This window comes from Vibrio sp. HB236076 (assembly GCF_040957575.1).
Lineage (GTDB): Bacteria > Pseudomonadota > Gammaproteobacteria > Enterobacterales > Vibrionaceae > Vibrio.
On record NZ_CP162601.1, the window covers coordinates 2,499,469 to 2,524,335 of the forward strand.

General features: G+C 46.1%; 18 protein-coding genes. 7 read left to right on the plus strand and 11 right to left on the minus strand.

Annotated features, from left to right (window positions below):
• The first annotated feature begins 107 nt into the window (after positions 1-107).
• Positions 108-1,394, plus strand: a complete 1,287-nt coding sequence (locus tag AB0763_RS10930) for a peptidoglycan DD-metalloendopeptidase family protein (RefSeq protein ID WP_306100847.1) — start codon at positions 108-110, stop codon at positions 1,392-1,394.
• 370 nt (positions 1,395-1,764) lie between these two features.
• On the opposite strand, the gene erpA is transcribed toward AB0763_RS10930, so the two are convergent.
• Complete coding sequence (gene erpA, locus AB0763_RS10935; RefSeq protein ID WP_306100654.1) at positions 1,765-2,106, minus strand: iron-sulfur cluster insertion protein ErpA; 342 nt, start codon at positions 2,104-2,106, stop codon at positions 1,765-1,767.
• Between the two features lie 352 nt (positions 2,107-2,458).
• Here erpA and hemL point away from each other — a divergent pair, with 352 nt between their 5' ends.
• The 3 genes from hemL (at position 2,459) to rsmC (ending at position 6,042) form a co-directional block, all read left to right on the plus strand.
• Positions 2,459-3,751, plus strand: a complete 1,293-nt coding sequence (gene hemL, locus AB0763_RS10940) for a glutamate-1-semialdehyde 2,1-aminomutase (protein ID WP_306100653.1) — start codon at positions 2,459-2,461, stop codon at positions 3,749-3,751.
• Between the two features lie 86 nt (positions 3,752-3,837).
• Complete coding sequence (locus AB0763_RS10945; RefSeq protein ID WP_306100652.1) at positions 3,838-4,926, plus strand: AI-2E family transporter; 1,089 nt, start codon at positions 3,838-3,840, stop codon at positions 4,924-4,926.
• Positions 4,927-5,016: 90 nt separating this feature from the next.
• Positions 5,017-6,042, plus strand: coding sequence for a 16S rRNA (guanine(1207)-N(2))-methyltransferase RsmC (rsmC, locus tag AB0763_RS10950; protein ID WP_306100651.1), 1,026 nt, complete (start codon positions 5,017-5,019; stop codon positions 6,040-6,042).
• 2 nt (positions 6,043-6,044) lie between these two features.
• On the opposite strand, the gene AB0763_RS10955 is transcribed toward rsmC, so the two are convergent.
• The 10 genes from AB0763_RS10955 to hrpB form a co-directional block, all read right to left on the minus strand.
• A complete protein-coding gene (locus AB0763_RS10955; RefSeq protein WP_306100650.1) occupies positions 6,045-7,079 on the minus strand; it encodes an ABC transporter ATP-binding protein in 1,035 nt (344 codons plus the stop codon).
• Entirely contained in the window at positions 7,076-8,704 is a 1,629-nt protein-coding gene (locus AB0763_RS10960) for an iron ABC transporter permease (protein WP_306100649.1), read from the minus strand. The genes AB0763_RS10955 and AB0763_RS10960 overlap by 4 nt, the downstream gene beginning before the upstream one ends.
• Before the next feature lie 46 nt (positions 8,705-8,750).
• Positions 8,751-9,767, minus strand: a complete 1,017-nt coding sequence (locus tag AB0763_RS10965; protein WP_306100846.1) for a Fe(3+) ABC transporter substrate-binding protein — start codon at positions 9,765-9,767, stop codon at positions 8,751-8,753.
• Positions 9,768-9,918: 151 nt separating this feature from the next.
• A complete protein-coding gene (locus AB0763_RS10970; RefSeq protein WP_306100648.1) occupies positions 9,919-11,148 on the minus strand; it encodes an ammonium transporter in 1,230 nt (409 codons plus the stop codon).
• A gap of 26 nt (positions 11,149-11,174) precedes the next feature.
• Complete coding sequence (gene glnK, locus AB0763_RS10975) at positions 11,175-11,513, minus strand: P-II family nitrogen regulator (RefSeq protein ID WP_306100647.1); 339 nt, start codon at positions 11,511-11,513, stop codon at positions 11,175-11,177.
• A gap of 205 nt (positions 11,514-11,718) precedes the next feature.
• Positions 11,719-12,090, minus strand: coding sequence for a YacL family protein (locus AB0763_RS10980; RefSeq protein WP_306100646.1), 372 nt, complete (start codon positions 12,088-12,090; stop codon positions 11,719-11,721).
• A gap of 154 nt (positions 12,091-12,244) precedes the next feature.
• Entirely contained in the window at positions 12,245-14,842 is a 2,598-nt protein-coding gene (gene acnB, locus AB0763_RS10985; protein ID WP_306100645.1) for a bifunctional aconitate hydratase 2/2-methylisocitrate dehydratase, read from the minus strand.
• A gap of 260 nt (positions 14,843-15,102) precedes the next feature.
• Positions 15,103-17,466 carry a patatin-like phospholipase family protein gene (locus tag AB0763_RS10990; protein WP_306100644.1) on the minus strand — a complete coding sequence of 788 codons (2,364 nt, stop codon included), beginning with the start codon at positions 17,464-17,466 and terminating at the stop codon, positions 15,103-15,105.
• A 30-nt stretch (positions 17,467-17,496) separates the two neighbouring features.
• A complete protein-coding gene (gene mrcB, locus AB0763_RS10995; protein ID WP_306100643.1) occupies positions 17,497-19,878 on the minus strand; it encodes a penicillin-binding protein 1B in 2,382 nt (793 codons plus the stop codon).
• The gene (gene hrpB / locus AB0763_RS11000; RefSeq protein ID WP_306100642.1) at positions 19,875-22,355 is read right to left on the minus strand and encodes an ATP-dependent helicase HrpB; all 2,481 of its coding nucleotides are present in this window, start codon (positions 22,353-22,355) and stop codon (positions 19,875-19,877) included. Before hrpB ends, mrcB begins: the two co-directional genes overlap by 4 nt.
• A gap of 21 nt (positions 22,356-22,376) precedes the next feature.
• Between hrpB and sfsA the strand changes: the two genes are divergently transcribed.
• The 3 genes from sfsA to gluQRS all read left to right on the plus strand — a co-directional run bounded on the left by sfsA (position 22,377) and on the right by gluQRS (position 24,819).
• On the plus strand, positions 22,377-23,102 hold the full coding sequence (sfsA, locus tag AB0763_RS11005) for a DNA/RNA nuclease SfsA (RefSeq protein WP_306100641.1): 726 nt from the start codon (positions 22,377-22,379) through the stop codon (positions 23,100-23,102).
• A gap of 123 nt (positions 23,103-23,225) precedes the next feature.
• Entirely contained in the window at positions 23,226-23,672 is a 447-nt protein-coding gene (gene dksA / locus AB0763_RS11010; protein ID WP_306100640.1) for an RNA polymerase-binding protein DksA, read from the plus strand.
• A 259-nt stretch (positions 23,673-23,931) separates the two neighbouring features.
• A complete protein-coding gene (gene gluQRS, locus AB0763_RS11015) occupies positions 23,932-24,819 on the plus strand; it encodes a tRNA glutamyl-Q(34) synthetase GluQRS (protein ID WP_306100639.1) in 888 nt (295 codons plus the stop codon).
• Positions 24,820-24,867: the final 48 nt, after the last annotated feature.

Sequence of the window (24,867 nt, forward strand, 5' to 3'; positions counted from 1 at the left end):
TGGCAAAAATAGATTAGCGCATAAGTGTACTTGAATAGCGATGTTTTTTGAAACAGGTTAGACTAGGAACAAGGGATTTTTACGACTCATTGCTAATGTTTTTACCAATCAAGACTATTTTTAACACTTTGCCTCGCTTTCATCGTATCGGGGTCGGTTTTTTTAGCGCCTTAATTTTTGTCGCGTGTTTACTTCCAGATGAAGCATCTTTGAGTGAAAACGATCGCAAAAGAAAATACGTGGTTGGCCAGCGTTATAGCTTGCCTTTAGACATCGATCTTTTTTACTCTCCCGAAAAGCCAGTCCACAGCCTTGATTGGCAACATTACCAAGTCCAACCTGGTGAAAGTACCGCTTTACTATTCAAACGAATTGGCCTCTCACCCACCTTGCTTTATCGCATCATGAATAGCAGCCAAGAAATTAAAAGTCAGCTGAGCAATTTACGACCGGGCGACAAACTGGCCTTTGGCTTTGATCAAGAAAAGCAATTAACTGAATTACGACGAGGGCTCAATCAATTCGAAACCTTTGTCGTCGTCAAAGGAGAGCAGGGGTATCAATCTCGCACCGATAAAAAGCACATCGATTATCAATACAACTACACCGAAGCGACCATCACTTCCAATTTTTGGAATGCCGCGATCAGTGCCAATCTCACTCCTAACCAAATCATGGCCATTGCCGGTATGTTTGGCTGGGATATTGATTTTGCTTTAGACATTCGTCAACAAGACAGCTTTAAGGTGCTTTACCAAGATATGATTGTCGAGGGCGAAGTGGTTGGAAAAGGCAAAATTCTCGCGGCGACGTTTACCAACCAAGGCGATACCTTTACCGCCATACTAGACGAAAATAGCGATCAGTATTTCGATAAAAATGGCCGCGCAATGAAAAAAGCCTTTTTGCGGGCACCGATCGATTTTCGTCGTGTCAGCTCAAATTTTAACCCCAAACGGCTACACCCAGTCACAGGGTTAGTTAAACCCCATCGCGGCACCGATTACGTGGCCCCTGTAGGGACTCCGATCTGGGCGGCTGGTGATGGTGTCGTACAAAAAGCCGGATACAATCGCTTTAATGGCAATTATGTGTTTATCCGTCATAGTAATACGTACATTACCAAGTACTTACATATGAAAAAACGCCTCGTTAATACCGGCCAACGAGTGAAGCAGGGGCAAACGATCGGCACGTTAGGCAGTACAGGTCGGGTAACCGGTGCGCATTTACACTACGAATTTCTGGTCAATGGCGTTCACAAGAACCCAAGAACGGTTGACTTACCACTGTCAAAATCATTACAAGGCAAAGCTAAAGCAACCTTTATTGCCAATGCCAATTTACGCTTACAAAAACTCGAACAGTACCAGCAATTGCTTTCTATGCAATAATACCAATCTAACTAAATAGCTGGTCACCCTAGCTGGTTAAAAAACTCGATAACATCGTTAAGAAAATAACTTGTAGAACAACTACTAACTGTCTTGTATTTATAAATAAATAGGTTGCCTTGTTCTCAAGCTTTTTCTCTGCGCTATCATTGACCACATACTTAATCAGATTGGTATAACAGGTAAATCACTCAATGGTGATTTGATTATATTGGCGCAGAAAAGGCTCGCTAATGCTCAATCGATAACTCACTGCGTCAACGACCAAGCCAAGGTTAAGGCAAATAAAAAAGTCATGACTCTAGTCATGACTTTTTTATTGTTAAGCGTGCCACAATGAAGCATTTTTCGCCCCTAATAGGGCTATCATTTACACACTAAATGAGGCGCCACAGCCACAGGTTGTGGTTGCATTTGGGTTACTCACGAAGAACCGAGCACCGTCGAGACCTTCGGTATAATCAACCACGCCACCGATTAAATATTGCAGACTCATCGGGTCAACAACCAAAGTGACTCCGCTGTTTTCAATCGTTGTATCACCGTCGTTGATAGACTCATCAAAGGTAAAACCGTACTGAAAACCACTGCAACCGCCTCCGGTGATGTAAACTCGCAGTTTTAGCTCTGGATTTTCTTCTTCGGTGATCAGGTTTTTCACGCGCATGGCTGCTGCATCTGAAAAAGATAAAGGAATATTGACTTCACTCACGATGACTTCTCCCGTGTGTTACTCTGTGCTTTAGCCACTTGGCCAAATACAAACTGGCTTTAATAATAATCAATTATCGTACAGCTCATCTATGGGTTCAAGTATTATACGTTTCCTCACCGTCATCGACGTTGAAAATAACTTTTATGTGATTGATATAAAATAAAAAACATTTAATACCAAACCATTCTCACACCGTTATTCCCCCATGCCCTTATCTTGGTTTTATTCAAACTTGGAGTTCGAAGCGTCTTTTGCTTGAATGAAACAAATACCACCGCAAAGATTGTACCGAACAAGTTTCAATCGTTACAATACATCGAACGGTCAAACGACAATGAAGAGGAATTCCATGACCCAGTCTGCTTCGCTTTATCAACAAGCGCAAAAAATCATCCCTGGCGGTGTCAATTCACCTGTACGTGCTTTTAATGGTGTCGGTGGTTCTCCCCTATTTATCGAGCGTGCTGATGGTGCTTGCATCTATGACGCTGACGGCAAAGAGTACATTGATTATGTCGGCTCTTGGGGACCAATGATTCTCGGTCACAATCACCCTGATATTCGAGACGCAGTCATCGAAGCGGCCCAACGCGGCTTGAGTTTCGGTGCACCAACCGCGGTTGAGATTCAAATGGCAGAGCTCGTTTCTGAGTTGGTACCATCGATGGAACAGTTGCGTATGGTCAATTCCGGTACTGAAGCAACCATGAGTGCCATAAGGCTTGCTCGTGGCTACACATCACGCGATAAAATTATTAAATTTGAAGGTTGTTACCACGGGCACTCCGATGGATTATTAGTTAAAGCCGGTTCAGGTGCATTGACGCTAGGCCAGCCAAGTTCACCTGGCGTTCCTGAAGACTTTGCCAAACATACACTGACCGCTCGATTTAATGATCTAGACTCTGTCAAAGCGTTATTTGCCGCCAACCCAGGTCAAATTGCTTGTATTATTGTCGAGCCTGTCGCTGGTAATATGAACTGTATCCCCGCGGTTGAGGGCTTCCACCAAGGCCTGCGTGACATTTGCGATCAAGAAGGTGCGTTGTTGATTTTTGATGAAGTCATGACCGGTTTTCGCGTTGCCCTTGGCGGTGCTCAGGCGCATTACCAAGTGACTCCGGATCTCACCACCTTAGGTAAGGTGATTGGCGGTGGAATGCCAGTCGGTGCTTTTGGCGGCAAAAAAGAAATTATGCAATACATTGCTCCAACAGGCCCGGTATATCAAGCGGGGACTCTCTCTGGAAACCCCGTTGCCATGGCCGCTGGCTTGACTTGCTTAACGCTACTGCGCCAAGAAGGCAACGAGGCGAGATTGGCCGATAAAACGTCACAACTCGCGCAAGGCTTTAAAGCCATTGCCAATCAATACCAAATTCCTTTATTGGTTCACCAAGTCGGTGGTATGTTTGGCTTTTTCTTCACGGATCAAGAAAGAGTAACGTGTTATGAAGATGTCGCTCGTTGTGATACTGAACGATTTAAACGCTTTTTCCATTTAATGTTAGAGCAAGGTATTTACTTAGCCCCTTCGGCATTTGAAGCCAGTTTTGTTTCTCTAGCCCATGGCGATAAAGAAATAAACGCAACTTTGAAAGCCGCAGAACATTGTTTCGCTCAACTGGCGACAAGCGAATAACTTAGCACTGAGTGAAAACCGCCCCCTAAACGAGATTTAGGCTGCGTTTAGGGGGATTGTGTTCAGCTTCACAAGGAGAGTTACACGTGGCGAATAAAAAGCTCACTATTAACGCCAGTCATTGGGTTATTATCATTGCCCTGCTATGCGCCTCATTGGCTTGCTATTATTTGATCAGCCCGTATTTAAATGCGATTGTCATGGCCTTTGTTGTGTCGCTGTTAATGCAACCAATTCATCAAAAGGTCGAATCACAATGGCCCAATTACCCCAATACATCGGCAACGCTGAGCTGTATCTTATTAACCGTGATAATTATTATTCCACTGGCCTTAGTCGCCGTGGCTCTTATCGACCAAGGCAGTAAGTTTTTTCAAAATGTCTTACAATGGGTTGGCGATGGCGGCGTGAAGACTCTGATTAGTCATCCTTTCGTCGACCAACTTCTATCTTGGCTCAATGCCTATCTACCCGGCGAAGCGATCGATTTAGAAAGCCTCGTAGAAAAGGCCGTCGACCAAGGTTCTAGCTATGGTACAGAAGTCGTTGGTGCAGGGGCCAAAGCCCTGGGTAATGTCACTAGTATTGTATTAGACTTTTTCCTCATGCTGTTTGTGCTGTTTTTCTTATTGCGCGATCACGACCACATTATCAGTACATTAAGGCATATACTGCCGCTCTCTCGCAGCCAAGAAGACCGCCTACTCAGTGAAATTGTCACGGTGTCAAAATCGGCGGTCATGGGCTCGTTTCTCACCGCGATTGCCCAAGGCGTTGCCGGAGGCATTGGTATGGCCATCGCTGGGTTCCCTGGCTTATTCTGGGGTACGATGATAGGTTTTGCCTCATTTATTCCCGTCATTGGCACGGCATTAATTTGGTTGCCCGCGACCTTATACCTCTTTGTCATCGGTGATTCAGGTTGGGCACTTTTTCTCGCCATTTGGTGTATGGCAGTGGTAGGCTCAATCGATAACTTTTTACGACCGCTGCTTATGCAAGGTCACTCTGGGATGAGTACATTACTGATTTTCTTCTCTCTGCTTGGTGGCATACAAGTCTTTGGATTGATTGGTTTGATTTATGGGCCACTCATTTTTGCCATTACTCTCGTACTGTTTAATATTTATGAAGAAGAGTTTAAGCACTTTCTCGATAAACAAGACCAAACTTAACCCTGTTCGCCACATTTTCGCTTCATTGCCTGGTCAATGTATGAGAAACTTCGCGCCAGCTATACTTGGTCTACCAACTTGAGGAACCCTATGTCTGCTTATACCGCACCGAGTCAAATTGCACATCGTCAATTGGATTACTTTTCAGGTAAACACCTATTGATCGCTGGCGAGGTCGAAGATGACTTTCCAGTTGAGCTGCTTGAGGTCTGTGCGTCCGTCTCTATCTTGTGTACCAATTACAGCTACTACCGCTCGATATCGAAACGCGCTCCAACTTTAAATTGCTATTTCGATATTGAGTGGCATCAAAGCCAACCCGTTGACATGGTGTTGTTATATTGGCCAAAAGCCAAGACAGAGGCCCAGTACCTATTGGCCATGCTCATGGACAAATTAGGTGTCGACACTGAGATTGCCGCGGTTGGTGAAACTCGATCTGGTATTAAAAGCATCGAGAAGATGTTTGCGCCTTACGGTCCGATCAACAAATACGACTCCGCGCGCCGCTGTGCTTTTTACTGGGGACAATGTCAGAAACAAGCCCCCGCCTTTGAACTAGATTCTTGGTTTAAAAGCTTTGAGGTCATGGTCAATGATGAGTGTTTTACCGTTAAAAGCCTGCCTGGTGTGTTTAGTCATGGGGAATTGGATCTCGGCACTCAATTGCTCTTAAAGAACTTACCCGCACTCTCAGGAAAAGTTCTTGATTTTGGGTGTGGTGCTGGGGTCATTGGGGCCTACCTTGCCCTAAAAAACCCACAAATCAGCTTAGAAATGTGTGACATCAATGCCTTTGCCCTCGCCTCGAGTCGAGCGACGCTCATCGCCAACCAGCTTGATGCCAAGGTGTTCGCTTCCGATATATACAGCGATACCCGCAGTGACTATCAAACTATTGTGTCTAATCCGCCATTTCACAGTGGATTAGAAACCCATTATCAAGCAGCAGAAACCTTACTGGGACAAGCACCAAACCATCTCAACAGCCATGGGAACATGTGGATTGTCGCCAACAGTTTTTTGCAGTACCCCCCCATTATCAAAGAGGCTTTTGGCGATTGCCAAACGGTCGACAAAAACCGTCAATTTGCCATTTATCACGCAGCTAAATAGCACTAGCTGGCCAGTGCAATAAATTCACTTGAGTTAAGACGTACCGAAACAAGCTGGCCGGCAGGCAATGGTTGGCTTGTCGTGGCGATAACACTCTGCTCCCCGAGCGACACCAGCACTCGGTAATTCTCACCGGTAAATTGACTTTCGACCACTTGATAGGCGCTATTACTGTCAGCGCTCACGCTGACTTGATGAGGACGTAATAACACCAGACCAGATTCTCCCTCAGCAATCGGGGAAAGAGCCTGAGCTTTGAGTGTCCCTAGCTCAGTTGCAAAACGATCGCCATCGAGACGGGTTGCCGACAGAAACCGGCAAGCACCTAAGAACTCAGCGACAAAGGTATTGTTGGGGCGATGATACAATTCGGCAGCATGGCCATAATGTTCGATCTTCCCTTCATTCATCACCGCAATTTTATCGCCAAACGCAAACGCTTCTTCTCGACTGTGAGTGACCAAAATCGCCGTCATGCCTTGCGCTTTAAACAATTGGCGAATTTCGCCGATTAACTCGTGGCGAACTTGGTTATCAATATTGGAAAAAGGTTCGTCAAGCAGAAGAAGCTTAGGTTGATAGGCGAGCGCTCTTGCAATAGCAACCCGCTGTTGCTGACCACCAGAGAGTTGATGGGGAAAGCGTGCCTCTAATCCTTCTAAATGCACAAGAGCCAGCATTTCTTTGATGCGTTGGCGTTTGTCTTGCTTCGACCAATGACGTAAACCAAAACCGATGTTTTGCCCAACATTGAGATGAGGAAACAAAGCGTAATCTTGAAATATCATTCCGATTTGACGATGCTCTGGCTCTATTTTTAGGTTGGGACCATTAACCGCTTGACCATCAATACAAATCATCCCTTCATCAGTATCAATTAGACCCGCAATGGCTTTTAATAAGGTCGTTTTACCGCACCCACTTGCTCCTAACAAGCAAACAATTTCTCCCGCTTCAACATCGAGAGAAAGGCGATCTAAAATCGTTTGCTGTTGATAACCACATTGTAATTGAGATACGGATAATGCGGAGGTCATGTCCGACTCCTTTCTAAAGAACGGTTAATTAACACGAGGGGAACAACCCCAACTAACACCAATAATATCGCCGGTAAAGCGGCGAGTTCCAATTGCTCGTCAGAGGCAAAATTATACACATAGGTCGCTAAGGTTTCGAAATTAAACGGTCTTAGCAAGAGCGCCGCATTGAGTTCTTTCATCGATTCGATAAAAACCAACAGACCGGCGATTAACATTGGTCGCTTTAGCAAGGGAAAATGCACACGAGCTAGCATTGCCAAAGACCGATAACCCATAGATTGAGCTGCCATGTCTAAGGAGGGGGATATTTTCGCCAAATGGCTTTCAATCGTACCAATGGCAATGGTACTAAAACGCACGACAAAGGCAAAAATGATCGCAAACATCGTTCCAGATAAAATTAACCCTGGCTTATCAAGGTGAAAGAACTCTGCAATATCATTAATTTGATGATCCATCATAAGCAAAAAAGACATCACGCCAATGGCTAACACTGTCCCCGGTAACGCGTAGCCCAAAGAAGAAAATCGGCTTTGAAGATATTGAGAAGGCCGTGCGTGTAAACGGGCGTTTAAAGTCACGATCAAAGACAACCCCACTGCCAATACAGCCGCGATGGCAGAAACCGACAAACTGTTGGCTGTAAACTCGGAAAAAGATGTGCTCCAACTTTGTGCAAAATATTGATAAGCATAACGAAAAAGCTGCACAAAAGGGGCGAAAAAAGCCAAAAAAACAATGCCCCAACACCAGCATAAAACCGCGATTTTTTTCGCTGTACTCAAGGCAAATTTCTCGATATTTTCAACCGAGTTTTGCGCTTGAAACAGACGCTGTTTACGGCGACTAAATCGCTCAAGAGCCAATAAAATCACAATGGCCCCTAACATCGAAGCGGCAATTTTCGCCGCCGCATTGAGATCAGAATAACCAAGCCAGGTATCATAAACCGCCGTTGTGAGTGTATTGACAGCAAAAAAACTGACCGTGCCAAAATCGCCAATCGTTTCCATTGCCACCAAAGACAGTGCCACCACTAAAGAAGGACGTGCCAATGGCATCGACACAAGCATAAAACGCGCAATACTGCCGTGTCTTAACAGTTGAGCCGATTTCAACAAGTGATTACTTTGTTCTTTAAACGCGTTGCGGCAAAGCAGATAGACGTAAGGATAAAGCCCCAGTGATAATACGATAGCAGCACCGGGCAAGGTGCGAACATCGGGAAACCAATACTGCCCGGCCTGCCAGTCGAACCAGTGTCGCAATAACACCTGGACTGGCCCTGCAAAGTCAAACCAATCAGTAAAAATGTAGCCCATTATGTAGCCCGGCATGGCCAAAGGCAGCACCAACAACCACTGTAAATAGCGCTCGCCCGGCACTTGACACATGGCCATAAACCACGCGGTAGGCACCCCTAAAATAGCACTGCCCAGCAAAACATAACTCGTTAATAAAAAAGTATTTTTGATATAAGTAGGTAGAACTGTCTGCTGTAAGTGTTCAAACAGACCATCGCTAGGACTCAATGACAGAGAAAAAATTGCCGTAATGGGGGCAAGAGTTAATATGGCCAGCACAGTGCTGGCCAATAACCAAAAAGGATAATATCGTTTCATGTTTACTCAGTAATGACCCAGAGATACGGGCCTTACCGTATCGAGATTAAAGGTCAAATTTGACTTCATCTAGTAACTTGGTTGCTTTTTCATGATTGGCCGCTATCTCACCAAGGGCAATAGAGTCTGCTTTAAACTCTCCCCATGAAGCCACTAACTCTGAAGGTGAGACACTTGGGTTCACCGGATATTCATAGTTCACTTTTGCATACAGACTTTGTGCTTGTTGATCAGATAAGAACTGCATTAACTTAAGCGCATTGTCTTTGTTTGGTGCAAACTTCGCCATCGCCATCCCAGAGACATTGACATGTGTACCACTGGTCGTCTGGTTAGGGAAGTTGATGTACACAGACTCAGCCCAAGCTTTTTGCTCATTATCATCGAGCATTTTACCCAAATAGTAACTGTTGCCTAGCGAGACATCACAAAGACCCTCTTTGATCGCTTTTACTTGTGCGCGATCGTTTCCTTGCGGCTTGCGAGCTAAGTTGTCTTTCACACCGTTAAGCCATTGTTTTGTTTCTTGCTCACCGTGATGGGCAATCATAGCAGACACCAAGGAGATATTATAAGGGTGCTTACCACTTCGCGTACACACTTTGCCCTTAAAACGTGAATCCGCCAGATCTAAATAGGTAAATTCTTCTGCTAGAGGCCCAACCCTCTCTTTGGAAGAATACACATTTCTCGCGCGTAAGGTGAGTGCAAACCATTGATTGTCTTTATCGCGATATTGCGCAGGAATATTATTTTGTATTTCTGAGTTTGATACCGGTTGAACAACCTCTTTTGCCACCAATTCAGCCAAACGACTGATATCGACCGTCAGTAAAACATCAGCAGGACTGAATTCGCCTTCGCGGACCAACTGCTCAGCAATACCTGCTTTCGCAAATTTCACATTCACCTTAATGCCAGTCTCTTGAGTAAAAGCATCTAGCATTGGCTGAATAAGAAAAGGTTGTCGGTAAGAGTAAACATTGACTTCATCAGCAGCGTAAGCCGCTGTTGCATTTAAGAAAGGTAAAGCAGCAATCGCCAGTAGGCAGCTTGGTTTCATTCGTTTCATTCTCATCACCTGATAAACTTAACAATAATTATTATCAATCAAAGTTTACTTATAATAACGAAAACACATTGTTTACCTAGTGTAGAGATCAAAAAACCTGCTGTAGACAGCAGGTTTTGATTCAAAAAAGTGTAACGAATTTTTATTTGTTAGTCACAAACTCAGGGTAAGCGCCTACACCACACTCATTCATATCCACACCTTCCATTTCTTCTTCTTCAGAAACTCGGATGCCCATGGTGGCTTTCAAAATGGCCCAAACAACCAAGCTGGCAGCAAAAACCCATGCAAAGATAACAACTGCGCCGAGTAACTGTGCGCCAAAGCTTGCGTCACCATTGCTCATAGGAACAACCATAACACCGAAGAAACCACACACACCGTGAACAGAAATGGCACCGACAGGATCGTCAATCTTCACTTTATCGAGTGCGATGATGCTAAATACCACAATCACGCCCGCGACTGCACCAATGATAACAGAAGCGATTGGAGAAGGAGAAAGAGGATCAGCGGTAATGGCAACGAGACCGGCTAATGCGCCGTTGAGAACCATGGTTAAATCGGCTTTACCCCAAGTACTCTTACAAACAATAAGGGCAGCGATTGCGCCAGCTGCCGCAGCAGCGTTAGTGTTAAGGAAGATTTGACCAACCGCAGTCGCATTTTCAAAGTCAGAGACCATCAACTGAGAACCGCCGTTGAAACCAAACCAACCTAGCCACAGGATAAATGTACCCAGTGTTGCGAGTGGCATATTTGAACCAGGGATTGGGTGGATTTCACCATTTTTGCCGTATTTGCCTTTACGAGCGCCAAGAAGTAGCACACCAGCAAGAGCGGCAGCAGCACCAGCCATGTGAACAATACCAGAACCGGCAAAGTCGCTAAAGCCAGCGGCAGAAAGGAAACCACCACCCCATGTCCAGTACCCTTCCATTGGGTAGATGAAGGCGGTAAGAACGACAGAAAACACCAAGAATGACCAAAGCTTCATACGCTCTGCAACTGCACCCGATACCACTGACATTGCCGTTGCAACAAAAACAACTTGGAAGAAGAAGTCAGATTCTAGTGAGTGGTCCGCGCCATCCGCTTGAGTGCCGATAAGCGCACCAATCGATGGCATCCAACCGCCTTCACCATTGTCGACATACATAATATTGTAGCCAACCAACAAGTACATAGTACAAGCTACTGCGTACAACACGAAGTTTTTGGTTAAAATTTCAGTGGTGTTTTTAGAGCGAACAAGCCCTGATTCGAGCATGGCAAATCCTGCTGCCATCCACATAACTAACGCACCTGAAATGAGGAAATAAAAAGTGTCTAATGCGTAACGCAGTTCTGTTACTGTTGTTGCTAATTCCATGTTTATAGTCTCCAATCCCTTGAATCTTATAATGCTTCTGAATCTGTTTCACCTGTGCGAATACGCACAGCCTGGCTCAGATCGTAGACAAAAATCTTACCGTCACCGATCTTACCCGTGTGAGCCGCTTTTGAAATCGCCTCAATCACTCGATCGACATTGTCTGACTGAGTTGCGATTTCCAATTTCACTTTCGGTAGAAAGTCAACTTGGTACTCTGCACCTCGATACAGCTCGGTATGACCTTTCTGACGTCCAAATCCTTTGACTTCAGAGACAGTCATCCCCTCAACACCTACATCCGCTAAAGCTTCGCGAACATCGTCAAGCTTAAACGGTTTTATTATCGCATTTATTAATTTCATCGTACCTTCTCCCAAACTGTCGTTTTGATACCACATTTGTAATACAAAGTACGTGCCATTATTTTAAGTGACTGATAAATATAAAAATAAAGAAAAAAACCAGTACACAAGGGAAGTGAGCGCACCTTTATTGTGCAAACAATCACTAAAATGATGCGTGGTATTTTTTTGTCACCATAATGGTGCGCAATAAATTTTACTTGGATTAATACTGTGCAACAAAATCACACCACTGCAGAAACACTTGGCGAAAGTCTTCGAGACCACACACGCTGATGCCTTCAGATTGATAGAGTGACATCCCCTCTTCTTCTAACCATTCATCATCATTAACTAACGAATTTTGCATTACTTTTATTTCATGCTCTAAACCACTTACACCTATCTCTCTCCCGGGTAACCAATGCGTTTGCATCGGTTTTTTTGCACAGAGTTCGAGAAAACTGTGAACTTGATCAATCATTGTGCGCTGTGCACCGATTTCGTCCTCTAGCCAGCGAGCAAGGATCTGGTGCTCCATTTCGCAGCGCACTGAGTAAGTCCCCAATAACGTATTTTTGGTAAATTCAAATTCCACGAGTGACCCCTTATTATCGCTGCAATCGGCCTAAGTCCGATAAGCAGCTCAATAAAATAACTCGGCATTATAATTGGTCGACCAGGAAAGTCAGCAAAAGAAAAGGCCCTAATCAACATTAGGGCCTTTAAGTGAGTCGGCAATAAGCCAGAGATTAAGCTGGTTCTTGGAAGATCACTGTATCGGCTTTATCTTTGTATTGGCCCATGAGGTGGAAATTGAGGTAGCGGTAGGTATCTGCCGCGGTTGCATCAATTTGTTCCGCAAACTCCAAGTACTCTTGTGGCGTAGGGATACGACCTAAAATTGCCCCAACGGCAGACAACTCAGCCGAGGCTAAGAAGACATTTGCGCCAGCGCCTAAACGGTTGGGGAAGTTACGTGTTGAGGTCGACATGACTGTCGCTTTATCCGCCACGCGCGCTTGGTTCCCCATACACAAAGAACACCCTGGGGTTTCAATACGCACACCCACTTTGCCGAAGATCCCGTAGTAACCTTCTTCAACCAACTGATCTTTGTCCATTTTAGTTGGTGGTGCTATCCACAGACGAGTCTCAAGTTGGCCTTTGTACTTATCAAGCAGTTTACCCGCCGCACGGAAATGGCCAATATTGGTCATACAAGAACCGATAAACACTTCATCGATATCGGTATTTTGCACTTCAGAAAGCAAACGAGCATCATCGGGATCGTTTGGCGCGCACAAAATAGGCTCATCAATTTCAGCGAGATCAATGTCAATGACATGGGAGTATTCCGCATCGGCATCCGCTTGCATCAATTCAGGGTTGTCTAGCCACTCTTGCATGGCCTTAATCCGTCTTTCGATGGTTCTAACGTCACCATAACCTTCAGAAATCATCCATTTCAACATGACGATATTTGAATTGAGGTATTCTTCGATTGACGCTTGAGAGAGCTTAACCGTACACCCTGCCGCACTTCGCTCCGCTGACGCATCAGAAAGCTCAAATGCTTGCTCAACCGTTAAGTGCTCCAAACCCTCAATTTCGAGAATTCGGCCTGAGAACTCATTGATCTTGCCAGATTTTTCAACCGTCAATAAGCCTTGCTGAATCGCGTAGTAGGGAATGGCATGCACTAAATCTCGAAGGGTAATACCCGGTTTCATCTTCCCTTTAAAGCGCACCAGTATTGATTCAGGCATATCTAAAGGCATGACACCGGTTGCCGCAGCAAAGGCCACCAAACCAGAGCCGGCAGGGAATGAGATCCCTAAGGGGAAACGAGTGTGAGAGTCCCCGCCCGTGCCCACGGTGTCTGGCAGTAACATGCGGTTCAACCAAGAGTGAATAATTCCGTCACCCGGGCGCAAAGACACCCCACCGCGGTTCATAATGAAGTCCGGTAACGTGTGGTGGGTATTCACATCGACGGGTTTCGGGTAAGCAGAGGTATGACAAAAAGATTGCATCACTAAGTCCGCTGAGAAACCCAAACACGCCAAGTCTTTGAGCTCATCACGTGTCATTGGCCCAGTGGTATCTTGCGACCCAACCGTGGTCATTTTCGGCTCGCAGTACGCACCAGGGCGAACACCAGGAAGACCACAGGCTTTGCCGACCATTTTTTGAGCCAAGGTAAACCCTTTACCGTTATCAGCCACATCACCGGGTTTTAGGAATACATCGGAAGATTCAAGTCCTAAAGATTGACGTGCTTTATCCGTCAATCCACGACCGATAATCAGAGGAATTCGGCCACCAGCGCGCACTTCATCTAATAAGACTTCGGTTTTTAGTTTGAACTCAGCCAGAACTTCATCAGTACCGTGACGACAAACTTTACCAGCGTACGGGTAGATATCAATCACATCGCCCATTTCTAATTTGCTGACATCGACTTCAATAGGCAATGCTCCCGCATCTTCCATCGTATTAAAGAAGATAGGGGCAATTTTACCGCCGAGCACAACACCACCACCGCGCTTGTTTGGAACATAAGGAATATCGTGGCCCATGAACCAAAGCACAGAGTTTGTGGCAGATTTTCGCGAAGACCCCGTACCAACCACATCGCCAACATAAGCTAATGGAAAGCCTTTTTCTTTGAGATTGTCAATCGTAGAAATAGGACCGACATTACCCGGCTCGTCGGGGGTAATGCCTTCGCGTTCGTTTTTTAGCATCGCGAGTGCGTGCAATGGGATATCGGGGCGTGACCACGCGTCTGGTGCAGGTGATAGGTCATCGGTATTGGTTTCACCCGACACTTTAAAAACGGTTACCGTCAGTTTTTCTTCAAGTTTTGGCTTATTTAAGAACCACTCGGCGTCCGCCCATGACTGAATAATAGATTGGGCGTATTCATTGCCATTCTTGGCTTTTTCTTCCACGTCATAAAAAGCGTCAAACATCAAAAGCGTTTTAGACAGTGCTTTAACGGCGATAGGCGCTAGAGCATCATCATCAAGAGACTGAATTAAAGGCTCAATGTTGTATCCACCTTGCATGGTTCCCAATAACTCAACCGCTCTTTCTCGCGAAATTAGAGGACTGGAAACCTCTTCTTTAACCAGAGCAGACAAGAACCCCGCTTTGACATAAGCAGCTTCATCGACACCGGGAGGAATGCGATTTTCAAATAAATCGAGAATAACATCCGTTTCACCTTCCGGTGGATTTTTTAATAGCTCAACTAACGCTGCGGTTTGCTCCGCGTCTAGGGGTTTGGGTACGATTCCTTCTGAAGCACGCTCTGCGACGTGTTTACGATAGGCTTCAAGCACGACTTTTTCCTCTCATTGCGGTCCACTCTATTTGATACTTTTAGAGTTTTAAACACAGAGTGAACATCCTTGGAAACTTGGCTCTCCATTGCCCTTGTTTTCATTCAATCGATCTGACTGGAAACAGCGCCCTAGAGGCCAAACTGTAAGCACTAGATTAGCAAATGTAACGAGAAATTAAAATCTCACCATTTTGATCAACATAGCAAGTTAGAGCAAAAGTCGACAACTTGAGACATTTCATCCTTTCAAATTCTCATCTAGTAAGAAGTTCCGATAATAAAATACACCGAACTCATATTTTGTTCTGTTCTGCCATACGCGAGCACTATCGGCCCGATAGGAGAGTCAATACCGGCAAATACCGAGCCTGCGTTATACATAGGTGCATCGTCAATGCCCACTCCGGAATCGGACCAAACACCGCCGCGTTCTATCGAGCCGCCCAAATAAACGGGCGCCTTAAAAAGCCCAAAATCATTATCAAACCAGCGATAGCGATACACCAAACTGCTGTACAATTTGTTTTTGCCAAAAAGACTGTTGCGAGGAATACCGGATAAATTCAAAAAGCCCCCCAACTGAGCTGGGTTAATCGGAAACTGATCCGCTTCACTTTTCACAAAGCTGTAATTGAATTGCGCGACAAAGGTATGTCGACCAAAGGTTCTCGCGTGTAATAGTTTTGACTTTAACTCGTAAACACGATCATTGTTATCTTGATACTCAGGGAGTATTGACGATAGCCCCCCGGCGTTAACATCGTCATAAGACAATAAGTATTCAACATTGAGTAACCAGCCATCATTAGGCAAGGCGTAGTTATCCAAGCTGTCTAGGCGATAATCAGCGAAAATACCGCGGCGCTCAAAACTGGCGGTGCCGGCGGATTCATTGTTGGATAATTTAGCATCCCCTTTGCTGTAGCGAAGGCCTATGCGTACGTCTTGCCACAGCTCTGGTTGCCACCCCAATATGGACTGGGCACTTAAGGTATCGTAATCCACTGGCCAATAATCGTAAACATCGCTGATATCGGGATTTTCAATATCGGATTGAGGAAAGTTTCGCGACTCTTCGCTATAGTCAATCTTACTCGCATTATAAAAATACGGACTGGAAAACAGCGGAGTGAACAACTCACCTTCGATCAATTTATCGGTACCGACATCCAAGTTGAGTCGAAACTCCGCCCCACTGTCGTTTAAATCGGTGAAGTTAGTGGACAAGCCAATACCGTATTGGCTACTGGTTCGAAAGTCATCTTCAAGGAAAAAACGGAAGTTAGCGTAGTTTGGCCCCCAGGATTTCTCTTTGATATCAAAGACGAGCTCATTGCCCTCATCACTTTGACGGTAATGGTAAGAGATCAACTGAAAGCGATCTAAGGCGTAAAGCTTTTGCACGCTTTGTTCAACTTGCTCTTGTGACAGCACTTGGCCGGTTGGTAGGTTGAGCCGCTTGAGAATCCACTCATCACTGTAATGAGTGTGGTTATTGATGGCAATGTGATCGATGTTCACTTGGTGGCCATAGATAAGTCCCTCGCGCACCGCTTCTTTTTTGTCTTGGTAATCTTGGTATTCTGTTTTGGTTACCGACAGCTTTTTTAAGTTGCTAAGATGGCTAAACACGGCTCGATACCCTTGCTCATACGCCTCAGGCATACGGTCAAATTCCGTTGTTTCCATGTCGCCAACATGAGGCTTAATATACACATCATTTGCGTCTAATTGCTGAGCTTGCTGCTCGGTATTGCGCCTGACCAGATAGTTTGACAACTGATCGGCAACGGTAAACATATCAGTAAAAGCGTCTTTACTTTTGTAGTCCGTACTAATATCAACCGCGATAACAATGTCGGCCCCCATTTTACGAGCGACATCCACCGGCATATTATTGGTGACACCGCCATCGACCAACATCTTGCCATCCATCGGAAATGGAGGGAGTACGCCGGGTACCGACATACTCGCCATCATGGCATCAGAGAGGTAACCTCGGCTAATGACCACTGGCTCAAGGCTGACAATATCGGTCGCGACAGGACGATACGGAATCGCCAGATCATCAAACGTTCGAAATAACGGCAAATTCCCCGTGCTCTTTCGCAAGATTTGCCACATACTTTGGCCCAGAACAACCCCAACCGGGGAATGAATTTCCCCCAGTCCAATCCCCAAATCGGTATTGAGTTGGTAACGATCTTCGTATTCTTTTTCACGCAGGCGGCGTTCACTGCGGTTCACTCGATCGCGATAGCCATTGCTCCAATCGATGCTGGTCACCAGGGTTTCGATTTCATCGGCGCTCATCCCGGTTGCGTATAAGCCTGCGACATAGGCCCCCATACTAGTACCGGTAATGAAATCAACCGGGATGGCTAATTCTTCTAATGCTTTAAGAACGCCAATGTGAGCGGCCCCTTTCGCCCCTCCACCCGCTAATACGAGAGCAATTTTAGGCCGCTGATCTGGGCGTGCTTCAAAACGAGGGGTGCTGAGCTCATCCGTAGGCGACGCCTTAGTGTCTGCCCAAGAGCAAAACGATAATAAAGAGCAAAAGCTCACCGTTAGCCCCAAATACAGGTATCTAGACACGCTTGCTCGTCGTAACCCGATCATTTGTTTATTCCTTATTGTTGAGTTTGATCATTACCAATCAAACACGCGTTGAAACCAGGTTTTACTTTTCTCACAGCGTTGTTGCCATTGATTACCGCGATCCCAAACGGGCAGTTTTATATCAGGTTGACGTTGGCAATTTAGTGATAAGCCTCCTTGATCATTGTGATCAAACCCCATCGTTTTTATATTTTGAGGCCAAGGCAATTGCAACATTTCGGGTTGCCGGCGCAATAAATATTGCTCATAAACTCGAAGTGCGCCACTGGCACCCGTCAATTGCGTCGGCTTATTGTTATCTCGGCCTACCCATAATGTCGTGACTTCTCGACCATCGACACCGACAAACCAACTGTCGCGTGTATCGTTACTGGTGCCGGTTTTTCCTGCAAGAGCGGCCCAAGAGAAAGACTGTTGTAAGTGGCGACCTGTGCCTTGTAGTACCCCCATTTTCATTGCGTAAGTGGTTAGCCATGCCGCTTGTTCTGGCACGACTTGTGACGCTCTTGGCAGGGATCGATACAACACATTGCCTTTTACATCCATCACATAACGAAGGGCCGTTAAAGGCGCTTTACGTCCGGAGTTGGTGATGGTTTGAAACATCTGAGCCACACTAAAAGGGCTTAAACTAAAGCTGCCTAAAAACATCGAGGGTACCGGTCTTATCTCATTGCCATCAATACCAATTTTTTCCATGGTTTCAGACACGTTATCAATGCCAAGCTCCATCCCGAGACGAACCGTCGGCACGTTAAGAGATTTGGCTAACCCTTGATACAAAGGCACCTCACCGCGAAACTTGCGATCGTAATTTTGTGGTTGCCAACGCTGCCCATCATCGCTTTCTAACGTCAAAGGCGTGTCTTGCAGTGTCGTGGCTAAATCGTATTTCTCCGGCTCTGACAGCGCGGTAAGATACACCGCTGGCTTGGCCAAAGAGCCAATTTGTCGACTGGCGCTAATCGCTCGGTTATAACCGTCGTATTGTGTGTGTTTACCGCCGATCATTGCGCGGATTTCACCACTTTGTCGTGCGACGGCCACCGCAGCCACTTGCAAATCGTGTCCAGTGCGTTTTTCAAGTTGCGGAATTTCGTATTGCACGGCTTGTTCGAGCCTATCTTGCGAAATCGGGTCGAGAGAAGTAAACACGCGCAGGCCTTCTTCCGCTTTAAATTGATCGCCTAAAGTGCGCTTGATTTCTCGGCTGACTTGTTGGAAATACGCAGGCTGCCTGCTCGCTACATGGGGCTTGGCTTGTAAACCAAGGGGGCGACTGGCCAAGGTATTGTATTGCTTTGACGATAACAAGTTCTCATTCATCATCAAACGTAAGACCAAATCACGACGCTTTTTCGCCCGTTCGGGGTAACGCACTGGATTGTAGTACGACGGGCCCTTGACTAACCCCACCAACATGGCCAACTGATCAATTCGCAACTCTTGGATAGGTTGGCCAAAGTAATAGCGGGCAGCTAGCCCAAAACCATGGATGGCTTGTGAACCACTTTGCCCTAAGTAAACCTCGTTGAGATAGGCTTGTAAAATGCGGTCTTTACTGTATTTATGGTCTAAAATCAATGCAATATAAGCTTCTTGCAATTTTCGCCACAAGGTTCTATCGCGACTTAAAAATAGGTTTTTCGCCAATTGCTGAGTCAGGGTACTGCCACCTTGAACCGTTCTACCGGCGCGGATGTTCGCCAGTAAAGCTCGAGCAATGGATAATGGCTCAACCCCGTCGTGCTGGTAAAAATCGCGGTCTTCGGTCGTTAACAAGGCATCGATCATCATTTCTGGGAATTGATCACGGCGCAAAAACAAACGCTGCTCATCGCTGTTTTTTTCTAACATGCCGAGCATTTTGGGATCGAGGCGTAAAAAGCCAAGATCACCGGAAGAATCTAACGAATGGATCCTTTGCAGACCTTGTTGATCAAAATACAACATGACGTGACGATCTGGGCTTTCCCCATCGGGAAACGCAAAGGGCCGGCGAATCAGCTCAATTTTATGCGCTGACATCGAATACTCACCAGCAAATTTTGGGGACGATACCTTGCGATAATTAAGAATATCGAGCTCATCTCTTATCTGCTCAATGGTTTGTCCTTCACCAGGTGATAAATCTAAAATCCTGGCATACACCACCGTTGGCAAGCTAAACAAGTGCCCTTCAAAACGCTCTTTCACTACCGCATTGAGATAAACACCCCATACCACTAATACCGCAGATAAAGCCAAACTGGCCTTCCAACAAAACCCCCACAATACCCGCCAACGACTCGGTTTATTACCCGTTGGTTTTACCGGCTTTTTATTCGTACTCGCAGAAGATGACTTCTCTTTACCTCGTTTGGTTGGAGCCTGTTTTTTCTTCGCTTTTGGAGTTGTTTTTTTATCCGTCATGAATTTAACTGCTTTTTGGTTTTAGTGGTTGGCTGGTGTTGAGCTGGGTCATCAGGCCAAACGTGTTTGGGGTAACGCCCTTTCATTTCTTTTTTGACCGCTTGATAGCCGTTTTGCCAGAAACTGGCTAAGTCTTGTGTTAACTGCAAAGGGCGATTGGCTGGCGATAATAACTCCACGGTTAAGGTCACCCTAGCTTGTGCAATCGTCGGGCTTTGTCGTTCGCCAAACATCTGTTGCATCCGCACAGATAAGATCGGAGATTGTGCTTCGACATAGCGGATAGGATGGACCTGCCCTGTCGCAACGCGGTAATGAGTGGGTAACTCATTGTCCAATATTTGTGGTAACGGCCACGGCAACAGACGCGTCAGTGCCTTGACAAGATCAATCTGTTTTAATCCTTTTACCGACTTACACTGATGCAATTCTGGCAGTAGCCAAAGCTCGGTCGAGGCTAATAAAGCCGCCTCAGAAACATCTGGCCATGGATACTCTGGTAACCACTGCTCTGCACACCGAATACGAGTCACCCATTGTTGAACACTCTCATGCCAATTTAAACACGACAAACGGTGACGATGGACATAATTAAGTAAAGCCTGAGTCATTTTTTCTGGCTCAGGATTCACAATTGGGACTTGTGCAAGCACTAATGTTTGGTAACGCGTCTGCAAATGCGCTTTGATGGTTCCGGTTTTGTCATCGATATCAACCCATTCTCTTTGTTCAATCAATCGAGCCATCGTCTCTTCGATCACATTCAATCCCAATTCGACATAACACAAAATTTGGCTACTGCTTTGGCCATCACTGTGACGCAAATCAATGGCAACCAGATAATCCTCGCGATTTAAAAACGAACTGTGATCTGAAAAATGCCCGCCATGGCCATTAGCGAGTAAATAGTTCATAGATGAGGCGCGCACCTGAGCAATTCGATCAGGGTAAGCCAAGCACAGCAAGGCAGGCACTTGATCAAGCTCAATTTGCTGACTTGACATGCGTTCACCTTGAGATAAAAAGCGCTCAGCGGTCTTAGACACACGCTGTTGTTGGGGGTGCTTTGCTTCACACCACAATCTGACCCAAAAACAAAGATCGCCCTTGGTTTCTCGCTCTTCAAGCAACGCGACAATCAGTGCCGCCGTCGGCCTTAACGACGCTTCTGCTTTCACCAACATCGCGGCTAAACGAGGATGACAGGGATAGGGGTAAGCGAGTCGACCAAGTTCCGTCAACCCGGTATCCGTCAACAAGCCCAAATCAGACAAGAGCGTTTTGGCTTGAGCAATAGAAGAAGCCTTAGGCTCATCAAGCCAAGCCAGCTCACAAACCTCATTCACCCCCCATTGCGATAGCTCCATCACCAAGGGCGCCAAATCACTGCGCAGAATTTCTGGCTCTGGGACCAATGCTTGCTGGCGAAATTGTGCTTCAGAATACAGTCTCCAGCACCACCCTGCTTGTAAGCGGCCTGCGCGGCCACTGCGCTGAATTGCCGAAGATTGAGCAATGCGCTTTTGTTTGAGACGCGTGCTGCCAGATTTTAAATCAAATTCAGCCATGCGCTCTAGGCCTGAGTCAATCACACCACCAATGGCTTCAATCGTTAATGACGTTTCAGCAATGTTGGTCGCTAACACGACTTTTCTCTTTCCCTTAGGGGCGGGTAACAATGCCGCTTGCTGATCTTTGATGCTCATTTGCCCATACAAAGGCGCAATGTGAACATCCGTGCCGAGTGAAGAAGACAAAACTTGAGCAACCGTTTTGATCGCTGCGACACCGGGCAAAAACACTAAAATAGAATCGTCGTATCGTGCCAGTGCTTGCTGCACCTTTTGGCTGACAGCGGTGGTAAGCGACACGTTGGCCATCAAGGGGTGATAATCGATTTGCACAGGGAATTGACGGCCTTGAGATTCGATGTACTCAGCCTCGCTCAATACGTCGCACAATGATGAGTACTCTAACGTTGCCGACATCACCAATAAGGTTAACTCATCGCGCAATGTTTGAACTTCTAGAGCAAACGCCAGCGCCGTATCACCGTGTAAATGGCGTTCGTGAAACTCATCAAAAATCAACAGATCAAAGTCACTCAGTTCAGGGTCGCTTTGCATCATGCGAGTCAGCACCCCTTCGGTCACCACTTGTAAGCGCGTGTGCTGTGAAACTTTACTATCGCCGCGCACGCGATAGCCGACAGTTTGCCCAATCGGCTCGTTGAGTTGCTTGGCAAGAAATTGAGCAATGTTTTGCGCCGCTAACCGCCTCGGCTCCAACATGATAATGCGCTGGTGTGCGTTATTCTCCAGTAGCCGTAACGGCAACAGCGTCGACTTCCCTGCCCCCGGAGGCGCTTTGAGTATGACCTGCGAAGACTGATCCAACGCGGTCAATAATTGGGGCATAACCGATTCAATAGGTAGCTGAGACAAAGAAAAAACCTTATGATGAACGTATAACATCATTGTACATAAAAACAGTAAATTATGAAGTTCGAACCGGCACTAGAATCGGCCAAGTTACTGCGTCGCTATAAACGCTTTCTCGCCGACATCGAATTAGACAATGGGGAAATTCGCACAATTCACTGCGCTAACACGGGCGCTATGACCGGCTGTGCGACCCCAGGAGATACCCTGTGGTATTCAACATCGACCAACCCAAAACGCAAATACCCCAACAGTTGGGAAATCACCCAGACTCAACAAGGCGATTTCATTGTCGTCAATACCGCGAAAGCGAACCCTTTAGTTGTCGACGCCATTAACCAACAGCGCATTAAAGAGCTCATTGGATACCAGCAATTACACACCGAAGTCACTTACGGACACGAAAAGAGTCGCATTGATATTTTGCTCAGCGATCCAAATCAACCCGATTGCTACATCGAAGTAAAAAGTGTGACGTTATTGCTCGACCAACAAGATAAACTCGGTGCCTTTCCCGATGCCGTCACCGCCCGCGGACAAAAACACCTGCGAGAGTTGATCGCCATGAAACAAGCGGGCTATCGAGCGGTACTTTTTTTCGCTGTTTTACATACAGGGATTGAAAAAGTCACGGTTGCCCACCATATAGACCGCGATTATTCATTACTATTAAAACAAGCGGAAGAAGCCGGTGTTGAGGTCTTGTGTTATCAAGCACAAATCACCCCTTCTGAAATCAGCCTTACGACACCCATTTCTTGGCAAAATCATCATAAATATTGACCTTGCCATCATATTCAGTGAAGTATCTGATTCAGTCGTTGCCACCCACGCTTCTTTCTGATATAGATACCCGCCTTAAATTAGCTGCAAAGCAGTTAACAAGGTGTAAGTAGGAGATGCAGTATGCCAGACTCAAAGAAAAAAACGCTAGGCATTCTAGCTATTGCCGGTGTTGAACCATACCAAGAAAAAGCTGGCGAAGAATACATGTCGCCAGAGCAGATGGAACACTTTACTAAAATCTTGACTGCATGGCGCAATCAACTCAGGGAAGAGGTCAATCGCACTGTACACCACATGCAAGACGAAGCAGCCAATTTCCCCGATCCGGTTGATCGCGCATCTCAAGAAGAAGAGTTCAGTCTTGAACTGCGCAACCGAGATCGCGAACGTCGCTTGATCAAAAAAATCGAAAAAACCATGGATAAAATCAAAGATGATGATTTCGGTTTTTGTGAATCTTGTGGGGTTGAGATCGGCATTCGCCGTTTAGAAGCTCGCCCAACAGCCGATTTGTGTATTGATTGTAAAACACTCGCAGAAATCAAAGAACGCCAAATGCAAGGCTAAAGCCTTATCGAGCGCTAGAATAAAGGGAGCTCATGCTCCCTTTTGTCGTTGCTCATGGCGACGCAACGCCGCGTTACTCTTTTTCTAACGCCGTGAGCCTTCCTATCGAAAAAAGACTCATCGTCACGAATACGCTTCCCTTGTAAATTATCTGGTTTTTCTTTAACGAGAAGATTTTTAAACCTGTTCGCCTTTTTCTCGAAGGCATTTGGTTTTATAGTAACTCGATTGATCTGACAGGATGAAACAAAAGAGCAGTATGAGATACATAGGTCGTTTCGCCCCATCCCCTTCTGGCCCGTTGCATTTTGGCTCGTTAATCGCCGCATTGGGCAGTTACTTCCAAGCGAAATCTCAAGGCGGTTTGTGGCGAGTACGCATTGAGGATCTCGATCCACCACGAGAAATGGCAGGCGCCGCCGACCAGATCCTAAGAACCCTTGAACGCTACCAGTTACACTGGGACGGAGAAGTCGTTTATCAGAGCCATCGCCATGACTTATACCAAGCGCAGATTGATCATTGGCTATCGCAAGGCCAAGCCTATTACTGTCAATGCACTCGCAAAGAAGTTCAACAAAGCGGTGGCTTTTATCAAGGCCGTTGCCGAAAAAAACAGTGGTCAACCGGGGCAATCCGATTACAACCCCGCAGCCCCATTTACCAATTTCACGACCGAAAACACGGGGTACTGACCATTCCAGATGCCCTAGCCCGAGAAGACTTCATCATTAAAAGAAAAGATGGGCTGTTTGCTTATAACCTTGCTGTCGTCATTGATGACATTGAGCAAGGTATTACCGAAGTGGTGCGCGGCGCAGATTTGATTGAACCGACGGGACGCCAAATCAGCTTATACCACCAATTAAAGAAAACGCCGGTGTCTTATCTGCACTTGCCTTTGGCAACGACAGCGCAAGGGTTAAAATTATCCAAGCAAAACCACGCCCCGGCATTAGATGAAAAACACCCCAGACGCACATTGCTCGCCGCCATGAACTTTTTGGGGTTTAAGCTCGAAGCCAACTTAAAAGAGGCAAAACTGGCAGAAATACTGCATTGGGGTGTCGAAAATTGGACTTTAAATCAACTACCTAACCAATTAAGTATTCCGCAACATTCTCAAATGCCTTCGGTTGAGCTATGATTAGCCGCAAATTGCGCTTTGGCGCAGCAAATTCAATAACGCTAGGTT

Excerpts from the sequence above, each read along its gene's own strand:
- dksA (WP_306100640.1), top strand. The coding sequence starts at position 23,226 with ATGCCAGACTCAAAGAAAAAAACGCTAGGCATTCTAGCTATTGCCGGT.
- AB0763_RS10970 (WP_306100648.1), bottom strand. The coding sequence starts at position 11,148 with ATGGAATTAGCAACAACAGTAACAGAACTGCGTTACGCATTAGACACT.
- AB0763_RS10955 (WP_306100650.1), bottom strand. The coding sequence starts at position 7,079 with ATGACCTCCGCATTATCCGTATCTCAATTACAATGTGGTTATCAACAG.
- glnK (WP_306100647.1), bottom strand. The coding sequence starts at position 11,513 with ATGAAATTAATAAATGCGATAATAAAACCGTTTAAGCTTGACGATGTT.
- mrcB (WP_306100643.1), bottom strand. The coding sequence starts at position 19,878 with ATGACGGATAAAAAAACAACTCCAAAAGCGAAGAAAAAACAGGCTCCA.
- sfsA (WP_306100641.1), top strand. The coding sequence starts at position 22,377 with ATGAAGTTCGAACCGGCACTAGAATCGGCCAAGTTACTGCGTCGCTAT.
- AB0763_RS10990 (WP_306100644.1), bottom strand. The coding sequence starts at position 17,466 with ATGATCGGGTTACGACGAGCAAGCGTGTCTAGATACCTGTATTTGGGG.
- hemL (WP_306100653.1), top strand. The coding sequence starts at position 2,459 with ATGACCCAGTCTGCTTCGCTTTATCAACAAGCGCAAAAAATCATCCCT.
- rsmC (WP_306100651.1), top strand. The coding sequence starts at position 5,017 with ATGTCTGCTTATACCGCACCGAGTCAAATTGCACATCGTCAATTGGAT.
- AB0763_RS10960 (WP_306100649.1), bottom strand. The coding sequence starts at position 8,704 with ATGAAACGATATTATCCTTTTTGGTTATTGGCCAGCACTGTGCTGGCC.
- hrpB (WP_306100642.1), bottom strand. The coding sequence starts at position 22,355 with ATGATGTTATACGTTCATCATAAGGTTTTTTCTTTGTCTCAGCTACCT.
- AB0763_RS10965 (WP_306100846.1), bottom strand. The coding sequence starts at position 9,767 with ATGAAACCAAGCTGCCTACTGGCGATTGCTGCTTTACCTTTCTTAAAT.
- gluQRS (WP_306100639.1), top strand. The coding sequence starts at position 23,932 with ATGAGATACATAGGTCGTTTCGCCCCATCCCCTTCTGGCCCGTTGCAT.